This is a genomic window from Klebsiella sp. HMSC16C06 (assembly GCF_001808325.1).
Taxonomy (GTDB): domain Bacteria; phylum Pseudomonadota; class Gammaproteobacteria; order Enterobacterales; family Enterobacteriaceae; genus Klebsiella; species Klebsiella variicola.
In genome coordinates this window covers 75,500-100,635 of record NZ_KV792988.1, presented here as the reverse complement: position 1 = coordinate 100,635, position 25,136 = coordinate 75,500, and the positions used below count along the sequence as shown (strand labels likewise).

The following is a 25,136-nucleotide window of genomic DNA, read 5'->3' as shown; positions in this document are numbered from 1 at the left end:
GGCGCGGTTAACACACCGGCGAAAACAGGATTATTCCTGGACGGCAATTACCAGCAATCTGATACTGACAACGGCCCCTCACTGCCAGAATACCTGCCATAGAGCTGGAGAAAAAACCAGCAGTACAGAGGTGGGAGGGCCTATGGCTGAATTCAGTTTTTCAAAATCGCTTTTGGGAAATAAAAAAAGAGGGGCGTTGACCGGCAGCCATGTCGCCTACGGCCTGTTCGTGCTGGTCTGCTGCTGGGCCGGCGCGCAGATGCTCAGCATGCTGATCCACGCTCCGGGGGTATTTGAACGCTTGATGCAAACGCAGGACGCCAGCCGTCCGCAAGTCGACATCAGTCTCGCCGTTGGCACCCTCTTTGGCCTGATCCCTTTCCTGATCGGCTGCTCGTTCATCGGGCTGCTGGCGCTCATTGTGCGCTGGCGTCAGCGCCGTTAACGCCGCGCCATACAATTTGCCCGCCGCTCATCAACCCGTTTTGCAAACCACGCCGTCGTCAGATTACGGGTAATTTTCGGACTCTCAAGCTGGATCCCTGGCAACATCTCCCGCGGCAGAGTCTTGCCCGCCCTTTTCTCGGCGAGGCGGAAAACCTGCTGATAAAGGTCGGTCTTCTCAAACGCCAGGCTGTCGCCCTTTTTCAACTGGCTGTGGATCTCGCTGTCGCTCATTCCCAACTGGCCCGCCAGACGACGCACCGCCAGCTCGGTGCTGCCCGGTTCCTCGCTGTCGTAGCGGATAAGGTCGCCGTCGAGCGCCAGTTTCACCCCGCTGGCTTTCACCACCGCGTTCTGGAAGGCGGCGTTACGGCTGGCATACCAGCCGGCGTTGAAGTCGGCAAAGCGGTACAGCGGCACGCTGTAGCTGGCCGGGTAGTTCAACAGATGATAGGTGCCAAACCACAGGCCACCGCGCAGGCTGAAGACCTCCTGGCGCACCGTCCCGTTCATTTTCCACGGGTAGCCGGAGGTGTGCTGCTCGGCAAAGGCAATGCTGACCTGCATCGGCCCCCCGGTGTGCACCGGGTTAAGTGAACCGAACAGCTTCTGCCCCATCGGCACCATCCCGATAAAGTCATCAAAAATGGCGCTCAGCTGCTTTTCCGTCTTCACATTGTCCAGACGGTCGCTATAGCTTTTACCGTTTGGCGAGGTGATCTTCAGCGCGGTATGGACCAGAAACGGCGGAATGTGCATTTTTTCCGCCCGGCGGTCAATTTCCTGCCAGGCGATTTTATTCAACCCCGGCACCACCGGATCGGACTGATAGTTAGACTCCTGCTGCGCGACCGCCAGCACCGAGCAGACATTCTCTTCCGTCGGCGCCAGCTTCTGGCTGTCAAACGCGGTGGCGATGGCTTGCGCCCAGGCCTCCCGATCCTTGACGCTGGCCGGCATTTTCTGCCGCACCACCGACGCCACGTCAACGGGCTTCTCGCCCTTTTTCAGCGTCGGGGCCTGCTGGCTGGTACAGGCGCTCAGCACCATGGCCGCCAACAGCGTCAATGAACCGGGAATAATGCGCGATAAACGTGCGGCCATCATGCTTCCTTGTCTTAATTAACGTAATGTCGGGATCGCTTCCTGCAGCGGCTTGCCGTCCAGCTCGCGTTCAAAACTGCGCAGACGTTTGTAGATGGACATCAGTTCCACCAGCGTCGTCCACGAGCTAATCAGGTACTGGAACGAGCCGCGCACCTGGCCGAAGACGTTGGTAATTTGCGTCATCAGCCCGAGGGTAATCGTACCGGCAACGATCGACGGAAACAGCAGGAAAAGGCCGAAAACGTTATCCACCTGCAGGTAGAGAATGCGGGCGATATTGAAATACATATAGTGGAAATAGAGACGGAAATAGTTGCGACGCACCGCGCTGAACAGCTCGCGCACCGTCGGCGGCGTGGCGCGGGTTTCATCGTCCTCACCGTAGACCAGCTCTTTACGATAGGCGGCTTCCACGCGCTGGTTTTTAAACTCCAGGCCCGGCAGCTTAATCCCCACCACCGCCAGCAGGCCGGTCCCCATCAGCGACCAGACGATAGCGGCAATCACCAGACCATACGGCAAATGGCCGACGATAGGCAGGTCGGGAACGTGTTCGGAGAGCGTCACCAGCACCGGCAGGAAGGCGATCAAGGTCATCACCGCGTTGATAAAGCTTACCCCCATATCTTCCAGGGTGGAGGCAAAGCGCATGGTATCTTCCTGCACACGCTGCGCGGCGCCTTCGATATGGCGCAGATGCTGCCAGTGGGCCATATAGTGTTCGTTCATCGCCGTGCGCCAGCGGAAGACGTAGTGGCTGACGAAGAAGTTGTTCATCACGCCAATGATCACCGCGATGAGCGCGATGCCGAGAAAGATGCCGATCTCATGATAAAACTGGTTGATGCTGACCTTATGCGGGGTGGCCAGCGCGCTCTGGATCAGGTCGTAGAACGGCGCATACCAGGCGTTGATCGCCACCCCGACTTCCACCAGAAACCAGGTGACGAAGATGATGAGCGACGTGCCGAGAATCGACCAGTACTGCCAGCGATGCGGGCAGTAGACAAACCAGAAGAGTGCAAACACGCCGACGCAAAACAGATAGTAAGCGTAGAACACCAGATAGTTGAGCGACCAGAAGCGCGCCGCGCTGATCGCCACATTTTGCGATGCTCCGGTGACCCGCAGCAGCCAGTCGCCGCCGCCCGCCTGCCAAAAGATCACGGCCAGCAGCGACCAGATAAAGGCAGAAATAAAAAACGGCCCCGGTTTGGGGAAAAAAGATTTAAACATCATTGTCTCCTGCTAACTTCTTATCGTTCTGCTATTGCTGTGTACGACGCATACGTCGGCCGCCGCGTGGATGCGCTCTCGCGGGGCAGACGAATGATAAGACCGGATATCAACAGCTTAGTTCTGCTGCCAGGCGTGCAGAATTGTTTCTGTGGGTTTCACCTGTAAAGGATTGCCAGGAACGGTCAGCGTACGCCACACCTCATTGTAGTGGGCGATAAGCGTCGCGGCCTGCGCGGCGGGGCGGTCGGCGGTGGTATGGGCATCTTCCGCGATCACAATACCGTACCCGCGGCTGGCGCCGTTTTTAATGGTGGTGTCGAGGCAGTAGTCGGTGGCGCAGCCGCAGATGACGAACTGCTGAATGTCGTGTTCGTCCAGCACCTGCGCCAGCGAGGTGTGGTAGAAGGCGTCGCAGGCGGTTTTGGTGACATACAGCGCGCCAGCTGGCTGTTCCAGCTCGGGAAGCAGGGCGAAGCCTTCGCTGCCGGCTTCGAGGCCGCCGGCCTCATCATGCTGAATGAAAATAACCTTGTCCGCCGCGCGCACCAGACGATTAATTTGCGCGACGCAGCGCTCGCGCGCCAGACGCGGCGTGGCGAACACGCCGTTTTGCATATCCACGACCATCACTACCCGTTGAACCGTCATTGTTCTCTCCCACGAACTTTCAGCCAAACGGTCATCATACGCGGCAGCGGAAAAAGCCGATATCTGAAAGCGTAAAAAAGTCTTTTTTACGCACCGTTACCTTTTTCCTGCAGGAATGTCGTGAATCCCACTTTGTTCTGCGCCACTTCGTAGTATAAATACCCTCTTCTTTTTTATTTATTTAATGGATGATCTCCGTTGAAACGTAGTTTGCTCATTTTTGCTGCGCTGTGCGCGGCGTCGTGGACCTCGGTGCAGGCCGCACAGCCTACCGTTGACCCGGTTTTCGCCTCGGATGTGGTCGATCGTTACGCCAATCATATCTACTACGGCAGCGGCGCCACCGGCATGGCGCTGGTGGTTATCGATGGCAATCAGCGTGTTTTTCGCAGCTTTGGCGAAACCCGCCCGGGGAATAATCAGCACCCGCAGCTCGACTCGGTGATCCGTATCGCCTCCCTCAGCAAACTGATGACCAGCGAGATGCTGGTGAAGCTGCTCGACCAGGGGGTGGTGAAACTCAACGATCCGCTGAGCAAATACGCCCCGCCGGGTACCCGGGTGCCTGACTGGCAGGGAAAACCAATCACCCTGGTTAACCTCGCAACCCATACCAGCGCCCTGCCGCGCGAGCAGCCTGGCGGCGCCGCTCATCGTCCGGTGTTTGTCTGGCCGACCCGCCAGCAGCGCTGGAACTGGCTCTCTACCGCGAACCTGAAGACCGCGCCGGGCTCACAGGCAGCCTACTCCAACCTGGCCTTTGATTTACTGGCGGACGCGCTCTCCACCGCTGCCGGCAAACCTTATCCGCAGCTGTTTGAAGAACAGATCACCCGGCCGCTGGGGATGAAGGACACCACCTTTACCCCGTCACCGGATCAGTGCCAGCGGCTGATGATCCCGGAAAAAGGCGCCAGCCCATGCAACAACACCCTGGCGGCGATCGGTAGCGGCGGAGTCTACTCGACGCCGGGGGATATGATGCGCTGGATGCAGCAGTTCCTGTCATCCGATTTCTATACCCGCAGCCAGCAGGCCGATCGGATGCAGACGCTGATTTATCAGCGTAACCAACTGACCCGGGTGATTGGTATGGACGTGCCGGGCCGCGCCGACGCGCTGGGACTTGGCTGGGTGTATATGAAGCCGAAGAATGGCCATCCGGGGATTATTCAGAAAACCGGCGGTGGCGGCGGGTTTATCACCTATATGGCGATGAATCCGCAGGCTAACGTCGGCGCCTTTGTGGTGGTAACCCGCTCGCCGTTAACCCGCTTCAACAATATGAGCGATGGCATCAACGACCTGGTCAGCGAGCTGAGCGGCGCGCAGCCCAACATGCAGACGGCCAGCCAGTAAGCTCGCGGGGGTTTCGCCGACACGACATAACGATCGTTTTGGCGAAACATCCCCATGCCATTTCAGTTACACTAACGTCTTTCATTTCACAAAATCAGGCAAACCATGACAGATTTAATCACTCGCCCCCGCCGCCTGCGTCAATCCGCTGCGCTGCGCGCCCTGTTTGAAGAGACAACACTGAGTTTGAACGACCTGGTGTTGCCGATCTTTGTTGAAGAAGAAATTGATGATTACAAAGCGATCGAGGCCATGCCCGGCGTGATGCGCATTCCGGAAAAATATCTGGCACGTGAAATCGAACGCATCGCCAACGCCGGCATTCGCTCGGTGATGACTTTTGGCATTTCTCATCACACCGATGCCACCGGCAGCGATACCTGGAATGAAAATGGCCTGGTGGCGCGTATGTCGCGGATCTGCAAGTCCACGGTGCCGGAGATGATCGTCATGTCCGATACCTGCTTCTGCGAATACACTTCCCACGGTCACTGTGGCGTGCTGTGCGACCACGGGGTGGATAACGACGCGACCCTGGAAAACCTCGGCAAGCAGGCCGTTGTCGCCGCCGCCGCCGGGGCGGATTTCATCGCTCCTTCCGCCGCGATGGACGGACAGGTACAGGCGATTCGCCGCTCGCTGGATGCCGCCGGTTTCACTAATACGGCGATTATGTCCTACTCCACCAAGTTCGCTTCCTCCTTCTACGGCCCGTTCCGCGAAGCGGCCGGTACCGCGCTGAAGGGCGATCGGAAAACCTATCAGATGAGCCCGATGAACCGCCGGGAAGCCATTCGCGAGTCGCTGCTCGATGAAGCCCAGGGCGCCGACTGCCTGATGGTGAAACCGGCTGGCGCCTACCTGGATATTCTGCGCGATATCCGCGAACGCAGCGATCTGCCGCTCGGCGCCTATCAGGTCAGCGGGGAGTACGCGATGATCAAATTCGCTGCCCAGGCGGGCGCTATCGATGAAGAGAAAGTGGTTCTGGAAAGCCTCGGCGCTATCAAACGCGCAGGCGCCGACCTGATCTTCAGCTATTTCGCCCTCGATCTGGCCGAGAAAAAAATCCTCCGTTAAACCCGCCCCTCCCCGGTGGCGCTTCGCTTACCGGGGCTACCAAACCTCATCCCCGGTGCGCTGTATTTATCGCGACCACCACACCGTAGCCCGGATAAGGCGCTTGCGCCGCTATCCGGGGACAAGCGCTAACCAATATCTGTAGCTAAAACTTTGCGCGCCGCTTTCCACCTTCTGCGCCTTCTCCTTGGCGTACCGGATTTCGCCTTCTAACGTGTTAAACCACATCATAAATACCGAATTCCAGGAGATCCTGTGGTGGCTTATCGACGTTATTACATTAAGGGGGGAACCTGGTTCTTCACTGTTAACCTTAAAGACCGTAGAAGCATGCACCTAACTGAAAACATAGAATTATTGCGCTACTCTGTCGCCGTTGTTAAACAACATCGCCCCTTTATTATTGATGCCTGGGTGGTGTTGCCTGAACATCTGCATTGCATCTGGACACTACCTCATAATGATGACGATTTTTCTTCACGCTGGAGAGATATCAAAGGCTGTTTTAGCAGAACGTTAAAACGACAACCCCTCTGGCAACCGCGCTTCTGGGAGCATGCCATACGCGATGAAGATGATTACCGCCGACACGTTGATTACATCCATATCAATCCACTTAAGCATGGCTGGGTCACCCGGGTGATCGATTGGCCATTTTCAACCTTTCATCGCGATGTCCAGCGCGGGCTATATCCCCCAAATTGGGCTGGCGATAGCTTTGATCTTAGCTGCGGTGAACGCCGATAGCCTCTCCCCGGTGGCGCTGACGCTTACCGGGGCTACAAATCGGCGCCAACCGTAGCCCGGATAAGGCGCTTACGCCGCTATCCGGGGAACCTCGCTTGCTGCGACCGAAACTTCACCCAACTGTAATCTGAACGACATCTCCACCTTCTACTGTCTGGGCAGGACGGAGGAGGAGCCACTATGTTTAGTCTCGACAACGTACTCGATGACCTGTGGCCTCAGGCGAGGCCCGCCCCCTGGCAAAAGAAACTGTTAAAAAAGCTGTTTTATGAGGAAGAGTTTCAACAATTTGCCGATCGTCATCGCCACCTGAAGGGGCTTGATACGGTCGAACAGGTACTGGAATACCTCAATATCCGCTGCGCCATCCCGGCGCACGATCTCGAACAAATCCCCGAATATGGCCCGCTGGTCATTATCGCCAACCACCCCACCGGCACCCTCGACGGCCTGGCGCTCCTGTATGCGGTATCCCGCGTGCGCCGCGATGTCAAAGTGGTCACCAACCGCATGCTCACCCACCTTGAGCCCCTGAGCTCGCTGTTTATCCCGGTAGATAATATTCATGGCCGCACCGCTAAAGCGGCGCTGCAGCAGATGGATCACCAGCTGCAGGCCGGCGGGGTGCTGATCTTCTTCCCGGCGGGGGAAGTCTCCCGCCTCACCCGTCGCGGTATCCGCGATAAAAAATGGCACTCCGGCTTTATTAAGCTGGCGGCAAAATATCGCGCCCCGCTGCTGCCGGCGTGGATTAACGCCCACAACAGCGCCCTGTTTTACGCCAGCACGCTGGTCTCCGACAACCTGCCGCTGCTCCTGCTGATGCAGCAGATGTTTCGCCGGCGCAACAGCAGCCTGCCGGTGCGCATCGGCCAGCAGATCCCCTGGTCGAGCTGGTTCGATGCCAAGTCCAGCGCTCGCGAGCTTACCGGCCGCTGCTATCAGCACCTGGAACAACTGCGCAAAGGGCTGCCGGGGCAGTTCAAAACCGAAAGCGCCATCGCCCGTCCGGAAGACCGGGCATTGCTCAAACGCGAACTGCATAAGGCCGAGTGTCTGGGCCGCACCACCGACGGCAAAGTGATTTACCTCTGGCAGCGCAACGGCCAGGAGGACGCGCCGCTGCTGCGCGAGCTGGGACGTCTGCGGGAAATCGCCTTCCGCGCGGTCGGGGAAGGCAGCGGCAAACGGCGGGATATCGACGGGTATGACGACGACTATCTGCATCTGATCCTGTGGGATGAAGACGATCTGGAAATCGTCGGCGCTTACCGCTTTATGCCGACGGCCATCCAGCTGGCAAAGCGCGGCCTGGAAGGGATCTACAGTTACAGCCTGTTCCATTACGACGGGCGGATGGACGATGTCCTGCAGCACGGCATTGAGCTGGGGCGCAGCTTTATCCAGCCGCGCTACTGGGGGCGTCGCGGGCTGGACTACCTGTGGTCAGGCATCGGCGCTTATCTGGCGCGCTATCCGCACTATCGCTATCTGTTTGGTCCGGTGTCGATTTCTGGCGGGTTGCCGCCCGCCGCCCGCGATCTGCTGGTGGCGTTCTACCGGCTGTGGTTCCCGGCGACGCATCCGCTGGCGGAGTCGCGTCGACCTTATCCGGCGTCGCTGCCCGACGTGCTGGCGCAGTTTGGCGGGGAGGATTACAACGACGACCTGGCCCGGCTGAAGTCCCTGCTCGGCAATCTCGGCTGCGCGATCCCGCCGCTGTATAAGCAGTACTCGGAAGTGTGCGAGCCGGGCGGCGTGCAGTTTATCGATTTCGGCAGCGATCCGGATTTCAATAACTGCGTGGATGGTCTGGTGCTGGTGGATCTCACCTACCTGAAGGCCAATCGCTATCAGCGCTATATTGGCGCGCATCTGGGTGCGCAAAAATCGGCATAAACGCTTTTTCCCGGCTTGCGGCGCGTTGCGCCTTAGCCGGGCTACGGTACACCATTTCCGACGGATCGGTCGCCCGGAAAAGGCGCGTCAGGCGCCGCCTCCGGGAAGCAGCGGGCAATGCAGCATCCGCTTTTCTCCGCGGCTCGCGGCTGATGCCTTAACCGGCTACAAGCATTACCCCGCCCGGTAATACGGCTTATCGCCGAGGATCGTCGCCCGGTGCATGATCCGCCGCTGCGGCAGATAGTCGGCGTTGGCGTAATGCTGGGTCACCCGGTTATCCCAGATAGCGACATCGTTCGGCTGCCAGCGCCAGCGCACCTGAAACTCCGGTTTAGTGACATGAGCAAACAGGAAGTTCAGCAGCGCTGCGCTCTCTTTCTCACTCACCTCGACAATTCGCGTGGTAAACCCTTCATTAACGAACAGCGCCTGCTTGCCGGTCACCGGGTGGGTACGCACTACCGGGTGCAGCAGCGGCGGATGCTTCGCCACCGCTTCCTGCCAGCGCCGATGCTCGGCTTCGGTCTTGTTGTACTTATACTCCTGGAACGATTTGCGGAAATCGTGTTCGGCATGCAGGCCGCTCAGCAGCTGCCGGAAAGGTTCTGACAGCGCTTCCCAGGCGGCAATGCCGCTGGTCCACAGGGTGTCCCCGCCGGTCGTCGGCAGCTCTTTCGCCGCCAGAATGGCGCCGGCGGGCGGCGTGTCGATAAAGGTGACATCGGTATGCCAGTTGTCATTATCCGGCGGATTATCGTTGTGGGTATCGAGGACGATAATCTCTTCCACGCCAGGGGCGTGAGGGTAGACCGGATGGATATGCAGGTCGCCAAACCGCAGCGCCAGGTCGCGCTGTTGCGCCGGGGTGATATTTTGCTCGCGCAGGAATACTACCTGATGACGCAGCACCGCGTGATACAGCTGTTCAAACTGGTTGTCGCTCAGCGGACGGGTTAAATCTGCCCCGGTCACCTGCGCGCCAATATAGGGCCCCAGCGGGGTAATGCTCAGACGTTCACTCATTGTACTTCTCCATGCCAGGGCGTCAGGCGACGCTGCAGCGCGCGCAGACCCAGTTCCAGTAAAAAGGCGATAATGGCAATCACCGCGATCCCCGCCAGCACCACATCGGTGGCGAGAAACTCGCCGGCAGACTGCACCATAAATCCTAATCCGCGGGTGGCAGCGATCAGCTCAGCGGCCACCAGCGTTGACCAGCCCACCCCGAGACCAATGCGCAGCCCGGTGAGGATCTCCGGCAGCGCGCCGGGCAGGATCACCAGCCACAGCACCTGCGCCCGGCTGGCGCCCAGCGAACGGGCGGCGCGAATGCGCACCTGCTGCGCGCTTTTTACCCCTGCCAGCGCCGACATGGCTACCGGCGCGAAAATCGCCAGGTAGATCAGCAGGATCTTCGAGGTTTCACCGATGCCAAACCAGATCACCATCAGCGGTAGGTAGGCCAGCGGCGGCACCGGACGATAGAGTTCGATCAGCGGATCGAGGATCCCACGCACCGTCGAGTTGAGCCCCATGGCGATCCCCACCGGTACGCCAATAAGCACTGCCGCCAGCAAGGCGATGACGATCCGCGTCAGGCTCGCCGCCAGATGCTGCCAGAGCGTCGCATCCATAAAACCCTGCGGCCCGGCGATGGTGATAAGCTTTTGCAGTACCTGACCCGGCGGCGGCAGAAACAGCGGGCTAATCAGCTGCAGCGCCGCGACCGCCCACCAGACGGCCAGCAATACCGCCAGAGTCGCCACGCTGAGGGTGAGCTGACGGGAGAGCGGCCAGCGCCACTTCAGCGTCGTCTGACGCGGTTTGTCGTTCAGTACCACGCTCATGAGAAAGCCTCCCGTTGGTCAAACACCCGGCTCAGAATGTATTCCCGCTGTTCAATAAACCGCGGGTCGGATTTGATGCTGCGGCAGGATTCGCCCGCGACAAAGCGACGGCTAAAATCAAGCCGCAGCCGCTCCACCACCCGTCCCGGCCCCGGCGACAGCAGCACCAGCTCGGTGGCCATAAAGATGGCCTCTTCAATGTCATGAGTGATCAGCAGCACCTGTTTGCCGGTCTCATGCCACAGTTTCAGCAGCAATGTCTGCATCTGCTCGCGGGTAAAGGCGTCAAGCGCGCCGAAGGGCTCATCCAGCAGCAACAGCTGCGGATTCGCCGCCAGCGCCCGGGCGATGCCCACCCGCTGGCGTTGACCGCCGGACAGCTGCCAGATAAAGCGTTTTTCCGCCCCTTCGAGACCCACCTTCTTCAGCATCTGCGCCGCCGCTTGCCGGCGCTGCGCTTTATCCACGCCCGCCAGCTGGAGGCCCAGCGCCACGTTATCCTGCACATTGCGCCACGGCAGCAGGCCTTCGTTCTGGAAGACCACGCCGCGCTCTGCGCCCGGCCCGGTCACCCGCTGACCTTCGAGGGTGATGCTGCCGTGCTGATAGGGCACGAATCCGGCAATCAGGTTCAGCAGGGTAGTTTTACCGCAGCCCGAAGGCCCCAGCACCACCAACAGCTCCCCACTCTCCAGCGTCAGGTTGATATCCGCCAGCGCCGGTTTACCGCCGTAGTCGGCGGAAAGATGCGAGATTTGCAGCATCGCCGCCTCCTTTACTTCACGAAACGGTCAGTGACGTACTGACGATAATCGGTTCCCGCCGCGGGCACTTTGCCCTGCTCTTTCAGGAAGCGCGCGGTATCGACGATGGCCTGATTGACCGGACCATTCAGCGCCTGCGCCTGCTCAGCGGCGGTCAGGTAGGTGTTCCCCTTCACCAGCCCGGGGACATCAGCTTCCGGCACGCCGCTCAGGCGCGCCAGCTTGCTGATGTTGTCCGGCTGTTTCAGCCATGTTTCCGGGTTGGCGATGTAGGGCTGCTGGGCGTCGATGGCGCTTTTAGCAAAGGCTTTGACGATCTCCGGATGCTGCTCGGCGAAGTCCTTACGGACCACCCAAACATCGAGGGTCGGCGCGCCCCACTCCCCAACCTGCGCCGAATCGGTCAGCACCTTGCCCTCTTTTTCCAGTTCGTTAACCGCTGGCGCCCAGACGTAAGCGCCATCGATATCCCCGCGCTGCCAGGCGGCGATAATCGCCGGCGGCTGCAGGTTAATAATCTGCACCTGGCCCGGCTTGATGCCCCAGTGTTTGAGCGCCGACAACAGGCTGTAGTGGGTGGTGGAGATAAACGGCACGGCGATGCGCTTGCCGATCAGATCTTCCGGTTTGGTAATGCTTTTTTTCACCACCAGCGCTTCGGAGTTGCCGAGCTTTGAAGCGAGCAGGAACACTTCAATCGGCACCTGCTGACTGGCGGCCACCGCCAGCGGGCTGGAGCCGATATTGCCGATCTGCACATCGCCGGAGGCCAGGGCACGCACCACGCTGGCGCCGCTGTCGAATTTCCGCCAGTCGACGGTCGCGCCGCTGGTTTTGGCGAAGGTATTGTCCGCCTGGGCGACTTTCGCCGGCTCAGCGGAGGTTTGATACGCCACGGTCACGTTGACCGCCTGCGCCTGGAAGGCGGCGACAGCCAGCGCCGCCAGAAGAGTAATTCGCGATGTGAATGCCATAATGTCTGCTTCCCCTGAGTTGTTATAGGTGCAGTATTTCCGGCATCAGGAGGGAGATGAAGTAATTAAAAATTCTGGCTAATAGCGAATCGTTTTTAGAACAAAAGCGGGAAAGGATAGTTGGTTTTGAGCGGTTGGTGAGTGGCAGATGGTTGGCGCCGGGTGGCGGCGACGGATCGCGCAAAGTGTAGGCCGGGTAAGCGCAGCGCCACCCGGCAAAAAACTCAGCGCTTCGCGTTAAGCGCGGCGATGTCCTTCGGCGTGGTGCGGCAGCAGCCGCCAATCAGCTTCGCCCCGGCCGCCAGCCACTGCGGCAGATAATCCGCCAGGGTGGCGCAGGCTTCGCCATGATGGTGCCAGGTCTTGCTCACCGCATCATAATGTTCGCCGGAGTTAGGATAGACCACCAGCGGCAGGGCCGTCAGGCTGTGCAGATGCGCCAGCGCCGCGGGCGTATTTTCCAGGGCGATACAGTTGATGCCCACCACCACCACCTGCGGGTTATCCGCCAGGGCAGCCATCACCTCGCGTAGCGGCGTCCCATCGCTGAGATGTTCGGCGTCGCGCAGCGTGAAAGAGTACCAGGCGCGGGCGCGGGGATAGTCCTGCAGCAGGGCCGTCAGCGCCTGGATCTCAGCAAATGACGGCAGGGTTTCACAGGCCAGCAGGTCGGCGCCCGCATCCAGAAGGGCTTCGACGCGCGGGCGGTGGAAATCCTGGAACTCTGCCGCGCTGCGCTGATAATCGCCGCGATACTCCGAGCCGTCGGCGAGAAACGCGCCATACGGCCCTACCGAACCGGCCACCAGCAGCGTGCCGGCCTGCGGGTTCTCGGCGAGGTACGCCTCGCGCGCTTTGCGCGCCAGTTCGACGCTTTTGCCGATCAGCGCCCGGGACTGCGCATCATCCAGCCCGCGCGCGGCAAAGCCCGCCGGGGTGGCCTGATAGCTGGCGGTGATCGCCACCTGCGCCCCGGCGCGAAAGTAGTCGAGATGCACATCGCGGATCAGCTGCGGGTTCTCCAGCAGCACTTTCGCCGACCACAGGCTGTCGGCCAGATCGCAGCCGCGGGCCTCCAGCTCGGTGGCCATGGCGCCGTCCAGCAGGACATAAGGCTGGGCGGCAAGCAGAGCAGTGAACGGGTTAGTCTGCGACATGTTGGGACTCCTGAGTCATATTCCGTGAACGAGTGAGATACCAGGCACCATAGCACAGGGCCACAAAGGGGATCCCGCACCACAGCGCAATTCTCTGGCTCGGGTCAAAGGCGAGGCCCACGCAGGCCACCAGGCACAGCACAAACCCCAGAACGGGCACCACCGGATACCAGGGAGCGCGATACTGCAGATCGCTCAGCGCCTTACCCTGCTGCAGATGGCGGCGGCGGAACATAAAGTGCGAGGCGCAGATGCTCAACCACACCGCCACTACCGCAAAACCGGAGATCGCCGACAGCGCCACAAACACCGTATCGGGCGCCACCACGCTGGAGAACAGCGCCAGCACGCCGCCCAGCATACTCACCGACAGCGCGGTCACCGGCACGCCCCGTTTATTGACTTTGGCAAAGCAGGCCGGCAGCGTCTTCTCGTTCGACAGCGACCACAGCATCCGCCCGGAAGCGTACAGGCCGGAGTTAGCCGCCGAGAGGATCGCCGTCAGGATCACAAAGTTGAAAATATCCGCCGCGTAAGGGATGCCCACCTTTTCAAACACCAGCACGAAGGGGCTTTTCTCCACCCCCGCCTGCTGCATTGGGATCAGCGCCGCCAGCACGAACACGGTGCCGATAAAGAAAATAATCAGCCGGGCAATGGTGGTGCGGATGGCGACCGGAATAACCTTATGCGGGTTTTCCGTCTCTCCGGCGGCAATGCCGATAAGCTCCGTCCCGGAGAAGGCGAAGTTCACCGCCACCATGGTCATCAGGATCGGCAGGCCGCCGTGCGGGAACCAGCCTTCGGCGGTGATATTGTGCAGGCCCGGCGCCGGCGAGCCATCCTGCATCGGAATGATGCCGAAAATGGCCGCGCCGCCGAGAATAATAAACGCGATGATGGTGATCACTTTCACCAGCGAGAACCAGAACTCGCCTTCCGCGAAGAAGCGCGTCGAAATGATATTAAGGCCGAAGATCACCGCGCAGAACACCACGCACCAGATCCAGACCGGCACCTGCGGGAACCAGTACTGCATGCAGAAACCCGCCGCGGTGAAGCTCGAACCCAGCGCCACCGTCCACGTTAGCCAGTAGAGCCACGCCACGGTATAGCCCGTCGCCGGGCCAAGATAGCGCGCCGCGTAAACGTGGAAGGCGCCGGTCTCCGGCATCGCCACCGACAATTCACCGAGGCACTGCATCACCAGCCAGACCACCAGGGCGCCAATCAGATACGCCAGCAGCGTCCCGGCCGCGCCGGTGGTGGAGATGATATAGCCGGTATTAAAAAATAAGCCGGTGCCAATCACGCCGCCGAGCGACAGCATGATCAGATGGCGCGTTTTCATGGTGCGCTTCAGTTGCCCACCTTGTTGTTGTGTTGTGCTTTGCATTTTATTTTCTCACGCCAGCCCGCTTGCCCGGGTCATGATGCGTATAAACGTATAGACATCTAAACATCCAAAAGAAGAAGTGTTATACCGTGCCGCCGCGGAAAAAGCAAAGCCGCTGCACCAGGGCACGCGCCGACAGCGTGCAGCCTGCCCCATTTTTGCGCAGCGCCAGCGGGCGCGCCACGCGCTGACGCCTCATCGCGACGGACCACGTTCTGGCACTCTCTTTGCAGCCTGTCGTTCAGAACCTTTCTATCTGGCGAGGCAACACGTATGACAGAGCAAACCACCACCTTAAAAAGAACGCTCGGCAGTTTTCGTTTATGGGGGATCGCCGTCGGACTGGTGATATCCGGGGAGTACTTCGGCTGGAGCTACGGCTGGTCGCAGGCGGGCACGATGGGGTTTATGGTCGTCGCCCTGGCGGTCGCCGCGATGTACTGCGCCTTTATTTTCAGCTTTACCGAGCTGACCACCGCCATCCCGCACGCTGGCGGCCCTTTCGCCTATGCCTACCGCGCCTTCGGGCCCACCGGCGGTTTTATCGCCGGTTTTGCCACCCTGATTGAATTCGTCTTCGCCCCGCCGGCCATCGCCATGGCCATCGGCGCCTACCTCAACGTGCAGTTTCCGGCGCTGGATCCGAAATGGGTCGCCTGCGGCGCTTACGTGATCTTTATGACGCTCAATATTCTCGGCGTCGGCATTGCCGCCACCTTCGAGCTGATCGTCACCCTGCTGGCCATCTTCGAGCTGCTGGTGTTCATGGGCGTGGTCGCGCCCGGCTTCTCCTGGAGCCACTTCACCACTAACGGCTGGGCGGGCGCGGAAAGCTTCAGCGGCCTGGCGCTGCCGGGGATGTTCGCCGCCATTCCGTTCGCCATCTGGTTCTTCCTCGCCATTGAGGGGGCCTCCATGGCGGCCGAAGAGGCCAAAGATCCGCAGCGCACCATTCCGCGCGCCCTGGGCGGCGGCATTCTGACGCTGACGGTGCTGGCGATCGGCGTGATGGTCTTCGCCGGCGGCGTCGGCGACTGGCGCGCGCTGTCCAATATTAACGATCCGCTGCCCCAGGCGATGAAGACGGTGGTGGGCAATGGCAGCGGCTGGCTGCATATGCTGGTGTGGCTGGGGCTGTTTGGCCTCGTCGCCTCCTTCCACGGCATCATTATGGGCTATTCGCGGCAGATCTACTCCCTCGCCCGCGCCGGCTATCTGCCCGCCGGGCTGGCGACCCTCAACCGCCGCACCCGCACCCCGCATCTGGCGATCCTCGCCGGCGGCGTGGTCGGTATCGCCGCGATCTTCTCCGACTCGCTGATCACCATCAGCGGCATGCCGCTGACCGCCTGTATCGTCACTATGTCGGTATTTGGGGCTATTGTTATGTATATCACTTCCATGGCGGCGCTGTTCAAACTGCGCCGTAGCGAGCCGAAGCTGATCCGCCCATTCCGCGCCCCGCTCTACCCGCTGGCGCCGGCCTTTGCCCTCGGCATGGCGGTGCTCTGCCTGGTGGCGATGGTCTGGTATAACCTGCTGCTGGCGCTGATTTTCGCGGCGATGATGCTCGGCGGCTACCTGTGGTTCCGCAAAACCGCAGCGGCCCGTGAACGGGCGCCAGTGGATCCTCAACTGCGCACGGTCTCCTGAGGAGGCGGCATGTATAAAACCACGCTATCGGGCCAGGTATGGCGCTTTGATAGTCTGAAAACGTTGATGGCGAAAGCGTCGCCAGCCCGCTCCGGCGACGCCCTCGCAGGGGTTATCGCCACCTCAGCCGAAGAGCGGATGGCGGCGAAAATGGCCCTCGCCGAGGTGCCGCTGACCGACATTCTCGACAACCCGCTTATCCCTTACGAGCAGGATGAAGTGACTCGCCTGATCCTCGACACCCATGATGCGCAGGGCTTTGCCGCCCTGCGCCATCTGACGGTCGGCGATTTTCGCGACTGGCTGCTGGATGATGCCACCGATACCGCCACGCTGCAGCGGGTCGCCCGCGCCATCACCCCGGAGATGGCGGCGGCGGTCAGTAAGCTGATGCGCAATCAGGATCTGATCCTTGCCGCCAGCAAATGCCAGGTGGTGACGCGCTTTCGCAACACCATCGGCCTGCCCGGCCACCTCAGCGTACGCCTGCAGCCCAACCATCCTACCGACGACCTGAAAGGCATCGCCGCCAGTATGCTCGACGGGCTGCTGTACGGCGCCGGGGACGCGGTGATCGGCATCAACCCGGCCAGCGACAGCTTACCGGTGCTGGCGCAGCTGAACGTCATGCTGGACGATATTATTCAGCGCTTCGCCATTCCCACCCAGTCCTGCATTCTGACCCATGTCACCAATACGCTGCAGCTGATTGAGCGCGGCGCGCCGGTGGATCTGGTGTTTCAGTCGGTGGCGGGAACCGAAGCGGCCAACAGCGGCTTCGGCATCAATCTTGCCATGCTGCAGGAGGCCCGTGAGGCGGCCCTCAGCCTCAGGCGCGGTACCCTCGGCAACAATGTGATGTATTTTGAGACCGGCCAGGGAAGCTGCCTGTCGGCCAACGCCCACCACGGCGTCGATCAGCAAACCTGTGAGGCGCGGGCCTACGCCGTCGCCCGTCACTTTGAACCGCTACTGGTCAATACCGTGGTCGGCTTTATCGGTCCGGAGTATCTCTACGACGGCAAGCAGATTATTCGCGCCGGGCTGGAGGATCATTTCTGCGGCAAGCTGATGGGCCTGCCGATCGGCTGCGACGTCTGCTATACCAACCACGCGGAAGCGGATCAGGATGATATGGACACCCTGCTGACCTTGCTGTGCGCCGCCGGGCTCACCTTCCTGATCGGCGTGCCCGGAGCGGACGATATCATGCTCAATTACCAGAGCACCTCGTTCCATGACGCGCTGTACGCCCGTCGCCTGCTGGGCTTAAAGCATGCCCCGGAGTTCGCCGACTGGCTGGCGAAGATGCAGATTATCGATCCGCACGGCACGCTGCGGCTCACCGACGCCCGCCATCCGCTGCTGTCCGTCCTGCCGCAAGGAGCCTCCGTATGAACCGTCCCGATGCCTGGAACCCGCTGCGTGAATTTACCGATGCGCGGATCGCCCTGGGCCGCAGCGGCGCCAGCCTGCCGACCCGCGAAGTCCTTAACTTTGGTCTGGCCCATGCCAGAGCGCGGGATGCTATTCATCAGCCGTTCGCCAGCCAGCAGCTGGTGGCGCCGCTGGCGGCGCTCGGCCTCGACGCCCTGACGGTGCACAGCGCCGCGCCGGACCGTCACACCTATCTTCGGCGTCCGGATCTCGGGCGGCAGCTCGCCGACGAAAGCCGCACCGACCTCGCCGCCAGCGGCGTCCGCCCCGCCGATCTGCTGCTGGTGATCGGCGATGGCCTCTCTTCCTGGGCGGTAGAGCGCCAGGCGGTGCCATTGATCCGCGCCCTGCTGCCCTATCTGCAAACGCTGGGTATCGGCCTGGCGCCGGTAGTGCTGGCGCATCAGTCGCGGGTGGCGCTGGGGGATGATATTGGCGAAACCCTGAAAGCCCGCGCGGTGGCGATCCTGATTGGCGAACGACCGGGTCTCTCCTCGCCGGACAGCCTCGGCGTCTACCTCACCTGGCAGCCCCATCGTCAGCGTCTGGAATCTGAGCGCAACTGTATCTCCAATATTCGTCCGGAGGGATTAGGCCATGACGCCGCCGCCTTTAAACTGGCCTGGCTGCTGGAGCAGGCTTTTTTACGCCGCGTCACCGGCGTGCAGTTAAAAGATGAAAGTGATAATCCGGCGCTGCATGGAAAAATAAAACCATTGCCCCCTTTAAAAGAATAAGTCACACCAGCAGCAGAATAAATTTTAATACTACCGGGCGCACCTGAATATTATATTCGGGTGCGCGCTGAAATTGCCCGACGGCGCTTCGCTTGCGCGGGCCTGCGCAAACCGTTCAACCGGTTTATATGGTGGATTTTTCAGGCCGGGTAAGGCGCCAGTCGCCCCCCGGCAAAATGCGTTCACCGTACCAAAAACCGTGTTGTCATCAGCCTTATGCCCCTCCCAGCAGGTAATAAGAATATTGCATGAGTAAAAACGAAACGGACGTTGTAAGGTAAATCAGCGCATTAAAAATACCCGTCATACTTCAAGTTGCATGTGCGTTGGCTGCGTTCTCTCCCCCCAGTCACTGACTTCTGTAAGCGCCTGGGGACTCGCTCACTTGCCGCCTTCATGCGACTCGAATTATTTAGGGTATATATCTCGTTATCTATTCAACATAACAGCCAATAATTCGTCGGACACGCTGGCGAATTATTCCTCAATGTTATGCAGTCATTGATGGTTAAAGATAAATAATCGACCGACGGAGAAATACCAATGAAATCGTTTTCCGGGAAAGCGTCTTTAATGGCCACGCTGGTTGCCGCGCTGGTCGGCGCCAGCAGCGCGCAGGCAGCGGAAATTAAAATCGGGGTGGTATTACCCCTGAGCGGCGCCCTCAGCGGCTACGGCCAGCCGTCGCAGAAAGGGCTGGACATTATTCAGGCCATCACCCCGACGTTAAAAAATGGCGATACCATCAAGCTTATCGTTATCGATGATAAAAGCGACAAAGTCGAAGCGGCCAACGCCATGCAGCGCCTGGTCTCCAGCGATAAAGTGGATGCCGTGATCGGGGAAGTCACCTCCTCCAACACCCTGGCGATGACCAAGATCGCCGACGACAGCAAAACGCCGCTGGTCTCCTCCACCGCCACCAACGACCGCGTCACCCGTAACCATCCGTACGTCAGCCGGGTCTGTTTCTCGGACAGCTTCCAGGGGGTGGTCGGGGCAAATCTGGCCTCCCGCGATCTGAAAGCCAAAACCGCCGCCATCGTGTTTGACAGCAGCAACGACTACTCCGTCGGCCTGGCGAAAGCGTTCCGCACCCAGTTCCTGAAAAACGGCGGCACCATTCCCATCGAGGTACAGGCCCCGGGCGGCAGCAAGGACTTTAAAGCCCAGCTGGCGAGCGTCAAGGCGAAGAATGTCGACATGATTTACATGCCGATCTACTACACCGAAGGGGCGCTGATTGCCGTGCAGTCTAAACAACTGGGGCTCAACAAACCGGTGGTGGGCGGCGACGGTCTGGCCGCGGATCAGGTCTTCTTCGATGTCGGTAAAGACGCGGTCAACGGCTATATGACCACCGATTATTACTCGCCGAACGCCAAAGAGCAGACCCCGGCCGGGGAAACCTTCATCAAAGCCTGGGAAGCCAAATACCAGCAGCCGACCCATACCTGGGGCGCAATGGCGGCGGACGCCTATAACGTCATCGTCAACGCCATGAACCAGTGCAGCGATCCCCACGATCGGGTCTGCGTGAATGAAAAAATCCGCGCCACCAAAGATTTCCAGGGCGTGACCGGCACGCTGACGTTACAGAACGGCGATGCCATTCGCAGCGCGGTCATCAACGAAGTGAAAGATGGCAAGCTGGCGTTTCGTACCGTGGTTAACCCTTAAGTTGTGACGAGGCTACAAAATGGACGGCGCCATTTTTCTCCAGCAAGTGGTCAATGGAATGAGTCTTGGGGGCATGTACGCCCTGATTGCCATCGGTTATACGATGGTTTATGGCGTGCTACGGCTGATCAACTTCGCCCATGCGGACGTGATGATGGTCGGCGCGTTTAGTACGCTGTTTTTATTTTCTTCAGTTGGGCTACCCTTCGGGGTAGCCGTTTTCCTGACCCTCGGGCTGTGCGGCCTGTTTGGTATGCTGATTGACCGGGTCGCCTATCGTCCGCTGCGTCAGGCCTCGAAAATCTCCATGCTGATCACCGCCATCGGCGTCAGCTTCTTCCTCGAAAACCTGTTTAACGTGCTGTTCGGCGGCAGCTCACGCTTCTTCTCCGCCCCTGACTTTTTCAACCAGACCCGCGCCTTCGGCAGCGTCATCATTACCAACGTGGCGTGGATTGTGCCGCTGATCACCGTCCTGCTGCTGCTGGCGATCCTCTGGCTGCTGTACCGCACCCGCTATGGGATGGCGATCCGCGCGGTGGCCTTTGACGTCAACACCGTGCGCCTGATGGGCATTGACGCCAACCGGATCATCTCCCTGGTCTTCGCCCTCGGCAGTAGTCTCGCGGCGCTCGGCGGCGTGTTCTACTCCATCAGCTACCCCACTATCGATCCCCTGATGGGCGTGCTTATCGGCCTGAAGGCCTTCGCCGCCGCCGTGCTGGGCGGGATCGGCAGCGTCACCGGCGCGGTGCTGGGCGGCTTTATCCTCGGTTTTACCGAAGTGGTCGCCGTGGCGATCTTCCCCGAACTGGGCGGCTATAAAGACGCTTTCGCCTTCCTGTTCTTGATTCTGGTCCTCTTGTTCCGCCCGGTCGGCATTATGGGCGACGAACGTCTGGAAAGGAGCCGTTTCTGATGCTCAACGCGACGACGACCGCCGGGGCGCAGCTGCGCAACCTGGCCATTATTGTCATCTGTATCGCGCTGCTGGCCGGAATCAACGTGGTTTTCAATGACTACATTGTTCGTGTCATCAGCACCATTTTTATCTTTATGATCCTTGCGGTCAGCTACAACCTGATCAACGGCGTGACCGGCCAGCTGTCGCTGGAGCCGAACGGCTTCGTGGCGGTGGGCGCCTACGTCACCGCCCTGCTGATCCTCTCCAGCGACAGCAAGGTAGACATGTTTGAAATGGCCGCCCCCAGCCCGTGGATCCTCAGCCTGCACGCAGGCTTCCTCCCTGCCCTGCTGATAAGCGGCCTGTGCGCGGCGGCGCTGGCGGTGTGCCTCGCCGTGCCGGTCTTCCGGGTGCGTGGCGACTACCTGGCCATTGTCACCCTCGGCTTTGGGTTTATCATCAAGATCCTCGCTATTAACAATCCGCAAATCACCAACGGCGCCATCGGGCTGAACGATATTCCGCAGCAGCCGCATCTCCTGTTCTGGTGCGGGCTGTTCGCCCTGCTGGCCACCGGCATGATCCTTCAGCTGGTGTGGTCGAAGTATGGCCGGATGATGAAAGCCATTCGCGACGATGAAGATGCGGCGATCGCCATGGGGGTCAACACCTTCCGCATCAAAACCTGCGCCTTCGCCACCAGCGCCTTCTTCGAAGGGATCGGCGGTGGTCTGCTGGCTTCGCTGCTGACCACCATTTCCCCGGGGCTGTTCGACTTTATGCTCACCTTCCAGCTGCTGATTATTATCGTCCTCGGCGGACTCGGCAGCACCACCGGCGCCCTGCTCGGCACCGTACTGGTGGTCGGCAGCGGCGAATGGCTGCGCTTCCTCGACCAGCCGCTGCAGTTTTTCGGCCACGATCTTGGCGCCTATCCGGGCCTGCGAATGGTGGTCTTCTCCCTGCTGTTGCTGATCATCATGCTCTTCGCCCGCGAAGGGCTGTTGGGGAAAAAAGAGATTTGGCAGATGGGAAGAAGGAACAGCAGCTATGGCGGAAAATAACGTTATCCTGCAGGTGCAGGACGTCACCATGCAGTTTGGCGGCCTGCGGGCCATCGACAACGTCAGCTTCCATGTTGATGAAGCGGAGATCTTTGGCCTTATCGGCCCTAACGGCGCGGGCAAAACCACTTTGTTTAACGTCATCACCGCCAACTATAAACCCACCAGCGGCAACGTCACCCTGGCGGGTACGTCGCTGAAGGGGCTGAAGCCCAACCAGGTGGTGAACGCCGGGATCGCCCGTACCTTCCAGAATATCCGTCTGTTTAACTCCATGACGGTGCTGGAGAACGTGATGGTCGGACTCGACCGCGCCAGCCGCTACTCGCTGCTGGAGGCAGCTCTGCATATTGGCCGCTACTTTCCGGCCGAGCGGGCGGCGAAGGCCAAAGCCATGGCCATCCTGGAGGACATCGGTATCGCCCACTTCGCGCATATGCAAGCCACAAACCTAAGCTATGGCAACCAGCGCAAAGTGGAGATCGCCCGCGCGCTGGCCACCGCGCCGAAGCTGCTGCTGCTCGATGAGCCGGCCGCCGGGATGAACCCGAAGGAAACCGAGGACCTGGCGGAGCTTATCTTCCGCATGCGACATGACTATCAGCTCAGCGTCCTGCTGATTGAGCACGATATGCCCTTCGTCAATCGCCTGTGCGAGCGGGTGATGGTGCTGGAGTATGGTAAGCCGCTGTTCAGCGGCCTGATGGCCGAGGCGATCCAGCATCCTGACGTCATTTCCGCTTATCTGGGAGAAGCCAATTATGCTTAACGCCCGGGAACTGAAGGTCTTTTACGGCGTGATCCAGGGGCTGAAAGGCGTTGATATCGACGTCTATGACCGGGAGATCGTCACCCTGATCGGCAGCAATGGCGCCGGTAAAACCTCCACCCTCAACGGGATCGTCAACCTGGTGCGCTCCAGCGGGCGCGTCAGCTTCCTCAACGACGATATCTCACGCAGCCAGACCCACCAGATTGTACGCCGCGGGCTGGCGCTGGTGCCGGAGGGACGTCGGGTCTTTACCAACCTGACTATCGAAGAGAACCTGCGCATGGGCGCTTACAATAATCTCGCCGGCTACACCCGCCTGCGCGATCGCATGTACGCCCTCTTTCCTCGGCTCAAGGAACGACGCCATCAGATGGCGGGCACCATGAGCGGCGGCGAGCAGCAGATGCTGGCCATCGCCCGGGCGCTGATGAGCGAGCCGGTGTTATTGATGCTGGATGAACCGAGCCTCGGGCTGGCGCCGAAAATTGTCGGAGAGCTGTTCGGCATCATTAAGCAACTGCGCGAAGAGAATATGACGGTGCTGCTGGTGGAGCAGAATGCGACGGCCGCACTGGCTATCGCCGATCGGGCGTATGTCCTGGAGAATGGCCGGATCACCTTGTCAGGCGCGGCGCGGGAGATGCTGACTAACCCGGAAATTAAGCGGATGTATCTGGGGGGATAAGCGTGGTCAAAACTGCCTGGGCTGCGGCGGCGCATCCTGTGTTGCCGCAACCTCAGGCAGTCTCTTGCTACACAAAGCACACCTCGTTCCAGTAGGCTTCTCGCGTCCTGCGTCGCTCAGTATGTCTTATCATGACGGAACCACCGGGTTTCCACGTTGCCAATGTCCACGCCGTAGAGGCTGGCCACCGGCAGTATCGCCTCCATGACGCGCTGGGTATCCTGCTGTCCGGCTTCACCGTTGGACAAAAAAGCCAGCCAGCCCGTTAATCGTTGCCACAATGCCACTTTCATTTTCTCCTCTGTCGGGAAGCGAATCGCCTGGGTCTATTTCAACCACAGTTGGCCGGGCGCGGGAAATATTAATTCCGAATTTGCAATCCTGGCTGGCGCATATTACTCCCGCTCCTATCCCCTCACCCTAACCCTCTCCCTGAGGGAGAGGGAACCACCCGGCAATCGTTACAGCCCCGGTATACACCGCGGGGCTAACGCCCATGCGCACGATGAACGGAAAATTACCCCTACCCCTCCCCCTCTCTCCGGAGGGAGAGGGAACCGCCCGGCAATCGTTGCCGCGCCGGTAAAACGCCAGCGGCGCATAAAGAATACCCACAGGTTTGTTAAGTTCTTTTTCGTTATAGATAAGAATTTTTTCTTCTTTGCCGCCGACGGGGAATTTGTGGGAGCGTGATGTCCACAAAACAAAACAGGGATTCAGGGGAAAAAACATGCGCAATAAAACCACAAAAATTGCACTGGCGCTGGGTATGCTGCTGCTCGCGTCTCAGGCACAGGCAGACCAGCTGGCTGACATCAAAGCCGCCGGCGTCGTGAAAGTCGCCACCTTCGACGCCAACCCGCCGTTCGGCTCCGTGGATGCCAAAACCCACCATATCGTCGGCTATGATGTCGACTTTGCCCAGGCGCTGGCGAAAGCGCTCGGCGTCAAACTCGAGCTGGTGGCCACCAACCCGGCCAACCGTATTCCGCTGCTGCAGTCCGGCAAAGCCGACCTGATCGTCGCCGACATTACCATCACCCCGGAGCGGGCCCAGGTTATTGATTTCTCAACGCCGTATTTCGTCACCGGCCAGCAGTTCCTCGTGCCTGCCGGCTCTCCGGATAAGCTTGATGAGTACAGCAAAGCGCGCATCGGCGCGGTGAAAGGCACCACCGGCGAACAGGCCCTGCACCAGCGTTTCCCGCAGGCTCGCGTCCTCTCCTATGACGATATTCCGCTGGCCCTGACCGCCCTGCGCAACGGCAACGTCCAGGCCATCACCCAGGACAGCACCATCCTCGCCGGTCTGCTGGCGGAAGCGCCGGATAAAGCCAAGTTTAAAATTCTGCCCGACCTGCTCAGCAAAGAAGAGATTGGCGTGGGCGTGAAGAAAGGCGAACCGGCCCTGTTGAAAGCCGTTAACGATGAGCTGGTGAAGCTGGAGAAAACCGGCGAAGCCGCGAAAATCTATGATGTCTGGTTTGGACCTGCCACTAAAACGCCGCAGCCGCGCGCCTTTACCATAGAAGCGAAATAA

The 25,136-nt window shown here is 60.0% G+C and carries 26 protein-coding genes; 14 read left to right on the top strand and 12 right to left on the bottom strand.

What is annotated here, in order from left to right:
* The first annotated feature begins 142 nt into the window (after window positions 1-142).
* Window positions 143-445, top strand: a complete 303-nt coding sequence (locus HMPREF3142_RS05165; protein WP_012542723.1) for a YaiY family protein — start codon at window positions 143-145, stop codon at window positions 443-445.
* Here the strand turns inward: HMPREF3142_RS05165 and HMPREF3142_RS05160 are convergent.
* The 3 genes from HMPREF3142_RS05160 to HMPREF3142_RS05150 form a co-directional block, all read right to left on the bottom strand.
* Complete coding sequence (locus HMPREF3142_RS05160) at window positions 442-1,548, bottom strand: DUF1615 domain-containing protein (RefSeq protein WP_012968854.1); 1,107 nt, start codon at window positions 1,546-1,548, stop codon at window positions 442-444. The genes HMPREF3142_RS05165 and HMPREF3142_RS05160 overlap by 4 nt on opposite strands.
* 18 nt (window positions 1,549-1,566) lie before the next feature.
* Window positions 1,567-2,787 (bottom strand): peptide antibiotic transporter SbmA, encoded by a 1,221-nt coding sequence (gene sbmA / locus HMPREF3142_RS05155; protein ID WP_008805336.1) that lies wholly within the window; start codon window positions 2,785-2,787, stop codon window positions 1,567-1,569.
* A gap of 117 nt (window positions 2,788-2,904) precedes the next feature.
* Window positions 2,905-3,417 carry an isochorismatase family protein gene (locus HMPREF3142_RS05150; protein WP_162493340.1) on the bottom strand — a complete coding sequence of 171 codons (513 nt, stop codon included), beginning with the start codon at window positions 3,415-3,417 and terminating at the stop codon, window positions 2,905-2,907.
* A gap of 219 nt (window positions 3,418-3,636) precedes the next feature.
* On the opposite strand from HMPREF3142_RS05150, the gene ampH reads away from it, so the two are divergent.
* From ampH to HMPREF3142_RS05135, 4 genes are all read left to right on the top strand, one after another.
* On the top strand, window positions 3,637-4,797 hold the full coding sequence (gene ampH / locus HMPREF3142_RS05145; protein WP_064166477.1) for a D-alanyl-D-alanine-carboxypeptidase/endopeptidase AmpH: 1,161 nt from the start codon (window positions 3,637-3,639) through the stop codon (window positions 4,795-4,797).
* Between the two features lie 105 nt (window positions 4,798-4,902).
* The gene (hemB, locus tag HMPREF3142_RS05140) at window positions 4,903-5,877 is read left to right on the top strand and encodes a porphobilinogen synthase (RefSeq protein ID WP_002890201.1); all 975 of its coding nucleotides are present in this window, start codon (window positions 4,903-4,905) and stop codon (window positions 5,875-5,877) included.
* A 255-nt stretch (window positions 5,878-6,132) separates the two neighbouring features.
* Window positions 6,133-6,624 carry an REP-associated tyrosine transposase gene (locus tag HMPREF3142_RS27425; RefSeq protein ID WP_004178721.1) on the top strand — a complete coding sequence of 164 codons (492 nt, stop codon included), beginning with the start codon at window positions 6,133-6,135 and terminating at the stop codon, window positions 6,622-6,624.
* 180 nt (window positions 6,625-6,804) lie between these two features.
* Window positions 6,805-8,523: a bifunctional ornithine lipid synthase OlsF gene (locus HMPREF3142_RS05135; RefSeq protein WP_012542727.1), complete on the top strand. Its 1,719-nt coding sequence runs from the start codon at window positions 6,805-6,807 to the stop codon at window positions 8,521-8,523.
* A gap of 174 nt (window positions 8,524-8,697) precedes the next feature.
* Here the strand turns inward: HMPREF3142_RS05135 and tauD are convergent, their stop codons facing one another.
* The 7 genes from tauD to HMPREF3142_RS29270 form a co-directional block, all read right to left on the bottom strand.
* Window positions 8,698-9,549, bottom strand: coding sequence for a taurine dioxygenase (gene tauD, locus HMPREF3142_RS05130; RefSeq protein WP_004144604.1), 852 nt, complete (start codon window positions 9,547-9,549; stop codon window positions 8,698-8,700).
* Window positions 9,546-10,373, bottom strand: a complete 828-nt coding sequence (tauC, locus tag HMPREF3142_RS05125) for a taurine ABC transporter permease TauC (protein ID WP_008805332.1) — start codon at window positions 10,371-10,373, stop codon at window positions 9,546-9,548. Before tauC ends, tauD begins: the two co-directional genes overlap by 4 nt.
* Window positions 10,370-11,137 (bottom strand): taurine ABC transporter ATP-binding subunit, encoded by a 768-nt coding sequence (gene tauB, locus HMPREF3142_RS05120; RefSeq protein ID WP_004893960.1) that lies wholly within the window; start codon window positions 11,135-11,137, stop codon window positions 10,370-10,372. The genes tauC and tauB overlap by 4 nt, the downstream gene beginning before the upstream one ends.
* Window positions 11,138-11,148: 11 nt before the next feature.
* Window positions 11,149-12,111, bottom strand: coding sequence for a taurine ABC transporter substrate-binding protein (gene tauA, locus HMPREF3142_RS05115; RefSeq protein ID WP_008805331.1), 963 nt, complete (start codon window positions 12,109-12,111; stop codon window positions 11,149-11,151).
* A gap of 224 nt (window positions 12,112-12,335) precedes the next feature.
* Window positions 12,336-13,268 (bottom strand): homocysteine S-methyltransferase, encoded by a 933-nt coding sequence (gene mmuM, locus HMPREF3142_RS05110; protein ID WP_070611720.1) that lies wholly within the window; start codon window positions 13,266-13,268, stop codon window positions 12,336-12,338.
* Window positions 13,255-14,664 (bottom strand): S-methylmethionine permease, encoded by a 1,410-nt coding sequence (gene mmuP / locus HMPREF3142_RS05105; RefSeq protein ID WP_008805329.1) that lies wholly within the window; start codon window positions 14,662-14,664, stop codon window positions 13,255-13,257. The genes mmuM and mmuP overlap by 14 nt, the downstream gene beginning before the upstream one ends.
* Before the next feature lie 82 nt (window positions 14,665-14,746).
* Entirely contained in the window at window positions 14,747-14,863 is a 117-nt protein-coding gene (locus HMPREF3142_RS29270; RefSeq protein WP_012542728.1) for a hypothetical protein, read from the bottom strand.
* Window positions 14,864-14,937: 74 nt separating this feature from the next.
* Here HMPREF3142_RS29270 and eat point away from each other — a divergent pair, with 74 nt between their 5' ends.
* Genes eat through eutC form a run of 3 tightly spaced genes read left to right on the top strand, consistent with a single transcriptional unit; the run spans window position 14,938 to window position 18,491 of the window.
* Window positions 14,938-16,317 (top strand): ethanolamine permease, encoded by a 1,380-nt coding sequence (eat, locus tag HMPREF3142_RS05100; RefSeq protein WP_008805328.1) that lies wholly within the window; start codon window positions 14,938-14,940, stop codon window positions 16,315-16,317.
* Window positions 16,318-16,326: 9 nt separating this feature from the next.
* Window positions 16,327-17,715 (top strand): ethanolamine ammonia-lyase subunit EutB, encoded by a 1,389-nt coding sequence (locus tag HMPREF3142_RS05095; RefSeq protein ID WP_016160361.1) that lies wholly within the window; start codon window positions 16,327-16,329, stop codon window positions 17,713-17,715.
* Window positions 17,712-18,491, top strand: a complete 780-nt coding sequence (gene eutC / locus HMPREF3142_RS05090; protein ID WP_016160360.1) for an ethanolamine ammonia-lyase subunit EutC — start codon at window positions 17,712-17,714, stop codon at window positions 18,489-18,491. Before HMPREF3142_RS05095 ends, eutC begins: the two co-directional genes overlap by 4 nt.
* Window positions 18,492-18,928: 437 nt before the next feature.
* Here the strand turns inward: eutC and HMPREF3142_RS29265 are convergent, their stop codons facing one another.
* Window positions 18,929-19,072 (bottom strand): hypothetical protein, encoded by a 144-nt coding sequence (locus HMPREF3142_RS29265; RefSeq protein WP_046881799.1) that lies wholly within the window; start codon window positions 19,070-19,072, stop codon window positions 18,929-18,931.
* Between HMPREF3142_RS29265 and HMPREF3142_RS05085 the strand changes: the two genes are divergently transcribed.
* From HMPREF3142_RS05085 to HMPREF3142_RS05065, 5 genes are read left to right on the top strand one after another with little or no spacing between them, the layout of a single operon-like run.
* Window positions 19,065-20,171, top strand: a complete 1,107-nt coding sequence (locus HMPREF3142_RS05085; protein ID WP_004147267.1) for an ABC transporter substrate-binding protein — start codon at window positions 19,065-19,067, stop codon at window positions 20,169-20,171. The genes HMPREF3142_RS29265 and HMPREF3142_RS05085 overlap by 8 nt on opposite strands.
* A gap of 19 nt (window positions 20,172-20,190) precedes the next feature.
* Complete coding sequence (locus tag HMPREF3142_RS05080) at window positions 20,191-21,090, top strand: branched-chain amino acid ABC transporter permease (protein WP_002890128.1); 900 nt, start codon at window positions 20,191-20,193, stop codon at window positions 21,088-21,090.
* Window positions 21,090-22,139 (top strand): branched-chain amino acid ABC transporter permease, encoded by a 1,050-nt coding sequence (locus HMPREF3142_RS05075; RefSeq protein WP_008805324.1) that lies wholly within the window; start codon window positions 21,090-21,092, stop codon window positions 22,137-22,139. Before HMPREF3142_RS05080 ends, HMPREF3142_RS05075 begins: the two co-directional genes overlap by 1 nt.
* Entirely contained in the window at window positions 22,126-22,908 is a 783-nt protein-coding gene (locus HMPREF3142_RS05070) for an ABC transporter ATP-binding protein (RefSeq protein ID WP_008805323.1), read from the top strand. The genes HMPREF3142_RS05075 and HMPREF3142_RS05070 overlap by 14 nt, the downstream gene beginning before the upstream one ends.
* Window positions 22,901-23,596, top strand: a complete 696-nt coding sequence (locus HMPREF3142_RS05065; RefSeq protein WP_004204908.1) for an ABC transporter ATP-binding protein — start codon at window positions 22,901-22,903, stop codon at window positions 23,594-23,596. The genes HMPREF3142_RS05070 and HMPREF3142_RS05065 overlap by 8 nt, the downstream gene beginning before the upstream one ends.
* Window positions 23,597-23,712: 116 nt before the next feature.
* On the opposite strand, the gene HMPREF3142_RS27420 is transcribed toward HMPREF3142_RS05065, so the two are convergent.
* Window positions 23,713-23,889, bottom strand: a complete 177-nt coding sequence (locus HMPREF3142_RS27420; protein WP_012542732.1) for a hypothetical protein — start codon at window positions 23,887-23,889, stop codon at window positions 23,713-23,715.
* A gap of 437 nt (window positions 23,890-24,326) precedes the next feature.
* On the opposite strand from HMPREF3142_RS27420, the gene HMPREF3142_RS05060 reads away from it, so the two are divergent.
* Window positions 24,327-25,136: an ABC transporter substrate-binding protein gene (locus HMPREF3142_RS05060; protein WP_002890106.1), complete on the top strand. Its 810-nt coding sequence runs from the start codon at window positions 24,327-24,329 to the stop codon at window positions 25,134-25,136.

Excerpts from the sequence above, each read along its gene's own strand:
- HMPREF3142_RS05165 (WP_012542723.1), top strand. The coding sequence starts at position 143 with ATGGCTGAATTCAGTTTTTCAAAATCGCTTTTGGGAAATAAAAAAAGA.
- HMPREF3142_RS05160 (WP_012968854.1), bottom strand. The coding sequence starts at position 1,548 with ATGGCCGCACGTTTATCGCGCATTATTCCCGGTTCATTGACGCTGTTG.
- sbmA (WP_008805336.1), bottom strand. The coding sequence starts at position 2,787 with ATGTTTAAATCTTTTTTCCCCAAACCGGGGCCGTTTTTTATTTCTGCC.
- HMPREF3142_RS05150 (WP_162493340.1), bottom strand. The coding sequence starts at position 3,417 with ATGGTCGTGGATATGCAAAACGGCGTGTTCGCCACGCCGCGTCTGGCG.
- hemB (WP_002890201.1), top strand. The coding sequence starts at position 4,903 with ATGACAGATTTAATCACTCGCCCCCGCCGCCTGCGTCAATCCGCTGCG.
- HMPREF3142_RS05135 (WP_012542727.1), top strand. The coding sequence starts at position 6,805 with ATGTTTAGTCTCGACAACGTACTCGATGACCTGTGGCCTCAGGCGAGG.
- tauD (WP_004144604.1), bottom strand. The coding sequence starts at position 9,549 with ATGAGTGAACGTCTGAGCATTACCCCGCTGGGGCCCTATATTGGCGCG.
- tauC (WP_008805332.1), bottom strand. The coding sequence starts at position 10,373 with ATGAGCGTGGTACTGAACGACAAACCGCGTCAGACGACGCTGAAGTGG.
- tauB (WP_004893960.1), bottom strand. The coding sequence starts at position 11,137 with ATGCTGCAAATCTCGCATCTTTCCGCCGACTACGGCGGTAAACCGGCG.
- tauA (WP_008805331.1), bottom strand. The coding sequence starts at position 12,111 with ATGGCATTCACATCGCGAATTACTCTTCTGGCGGCGCTGGCTGTCGCC.
- mmuM (WP_070611720.1), bottom strand. The coding sequence starts at position 13,268 with ATGTCGCAGACTAACCCGTTCACTGCTCTGCTTGCCGCCCAGCCTTAT.
- mmuP (WP_008805329.1), bottom strand. The coding sequence starts at position 14,664 with ATGCAAAGCACAACACAACAACAAGGTGGGCAACTGAAGCGCACCATG.
- HMPREF3142_RS29270 (WP_012542728.1), bottom strand. The coding sequence starts at position 14,863 with ATGAGGCGTCAGCGCGTGGCGCGCCCGCTGGCGCTGCGCAAAAATGGG.
- eat (WP_008805328.1), top strand. The coding sequence starts at position 14,938 with ATGACAGAGCAAACCACCACCTTAAAAAGAACGCTCGGCAGTTTTCGT.
- HMPREF3142_RS05095 (WP_016160361.1), top strand. The coding sequence starts at position 16,327 with ATGTATAAAACCACGCTATCGGGCCAGGTATGGCGCTTTGATAGTCTG.
- eutC (WP_016160360.1), top strand. The coding sequence starts at position 17,712 with ATGAACCGTCCCGATGCCTGGAACCCGCTGCGTGAATTTACCGATGCG.
- HMPREF3142_RS05085 (WP_004147267.1), top strand. The coding sequence starts at position 19,065 with ATGGCCACGCTGGTTGCCGCGCTGGTCGGCGCCAGCAGCGCGCAGGCA.
- HMPREF3142_RS05080 (WP_002890128.1), top strand. The coding sequence starts at position 20,191 with ATGGACGGCGCCATTTTTCTCCAGCAAGTGGTCAATGGAATGAGTCTT.
- HMPREF3142_RS05075 (WP_008805324.1), top strand. The coding sequence starts at position 21,090 with ATGCTCAACGCGACGACGACCGCCGGGGCGCAGCTGCGCAACCTGGCC.
- HMPREF3142_RS05070 (WP_008805323.1), top strand. The coding sequence starts at position 22,126 with ATGGCGGAAAATAACGTTATCCTGCAGGTGCAGGACGTCACCATGCAG.
- HMPREF3142_RS05065 (WP_004204908.1), top strand. The coding sequence starts at position 22,901 with ATGCTTAACGCCCGGGAACTGAAGGTCTTTTACGGCGTGATCCAGGGG.
- HMPREF3142_RS27420 (WP_012542732.1), bottom strand. The coding sequence starts at position 23,889 with ATGAAAGTGGCATTGTGGCAACGATTAACGGGCTGGCTGGCTTTTTTG.
- HMPREF3142_RS05060 (WP_002890106.1), top strand. The coding sequence starts at position 24,327 with ATGCGCAATAAAACCACAAAAATTGCACTGGCGCTGGGTATGCTGCTG.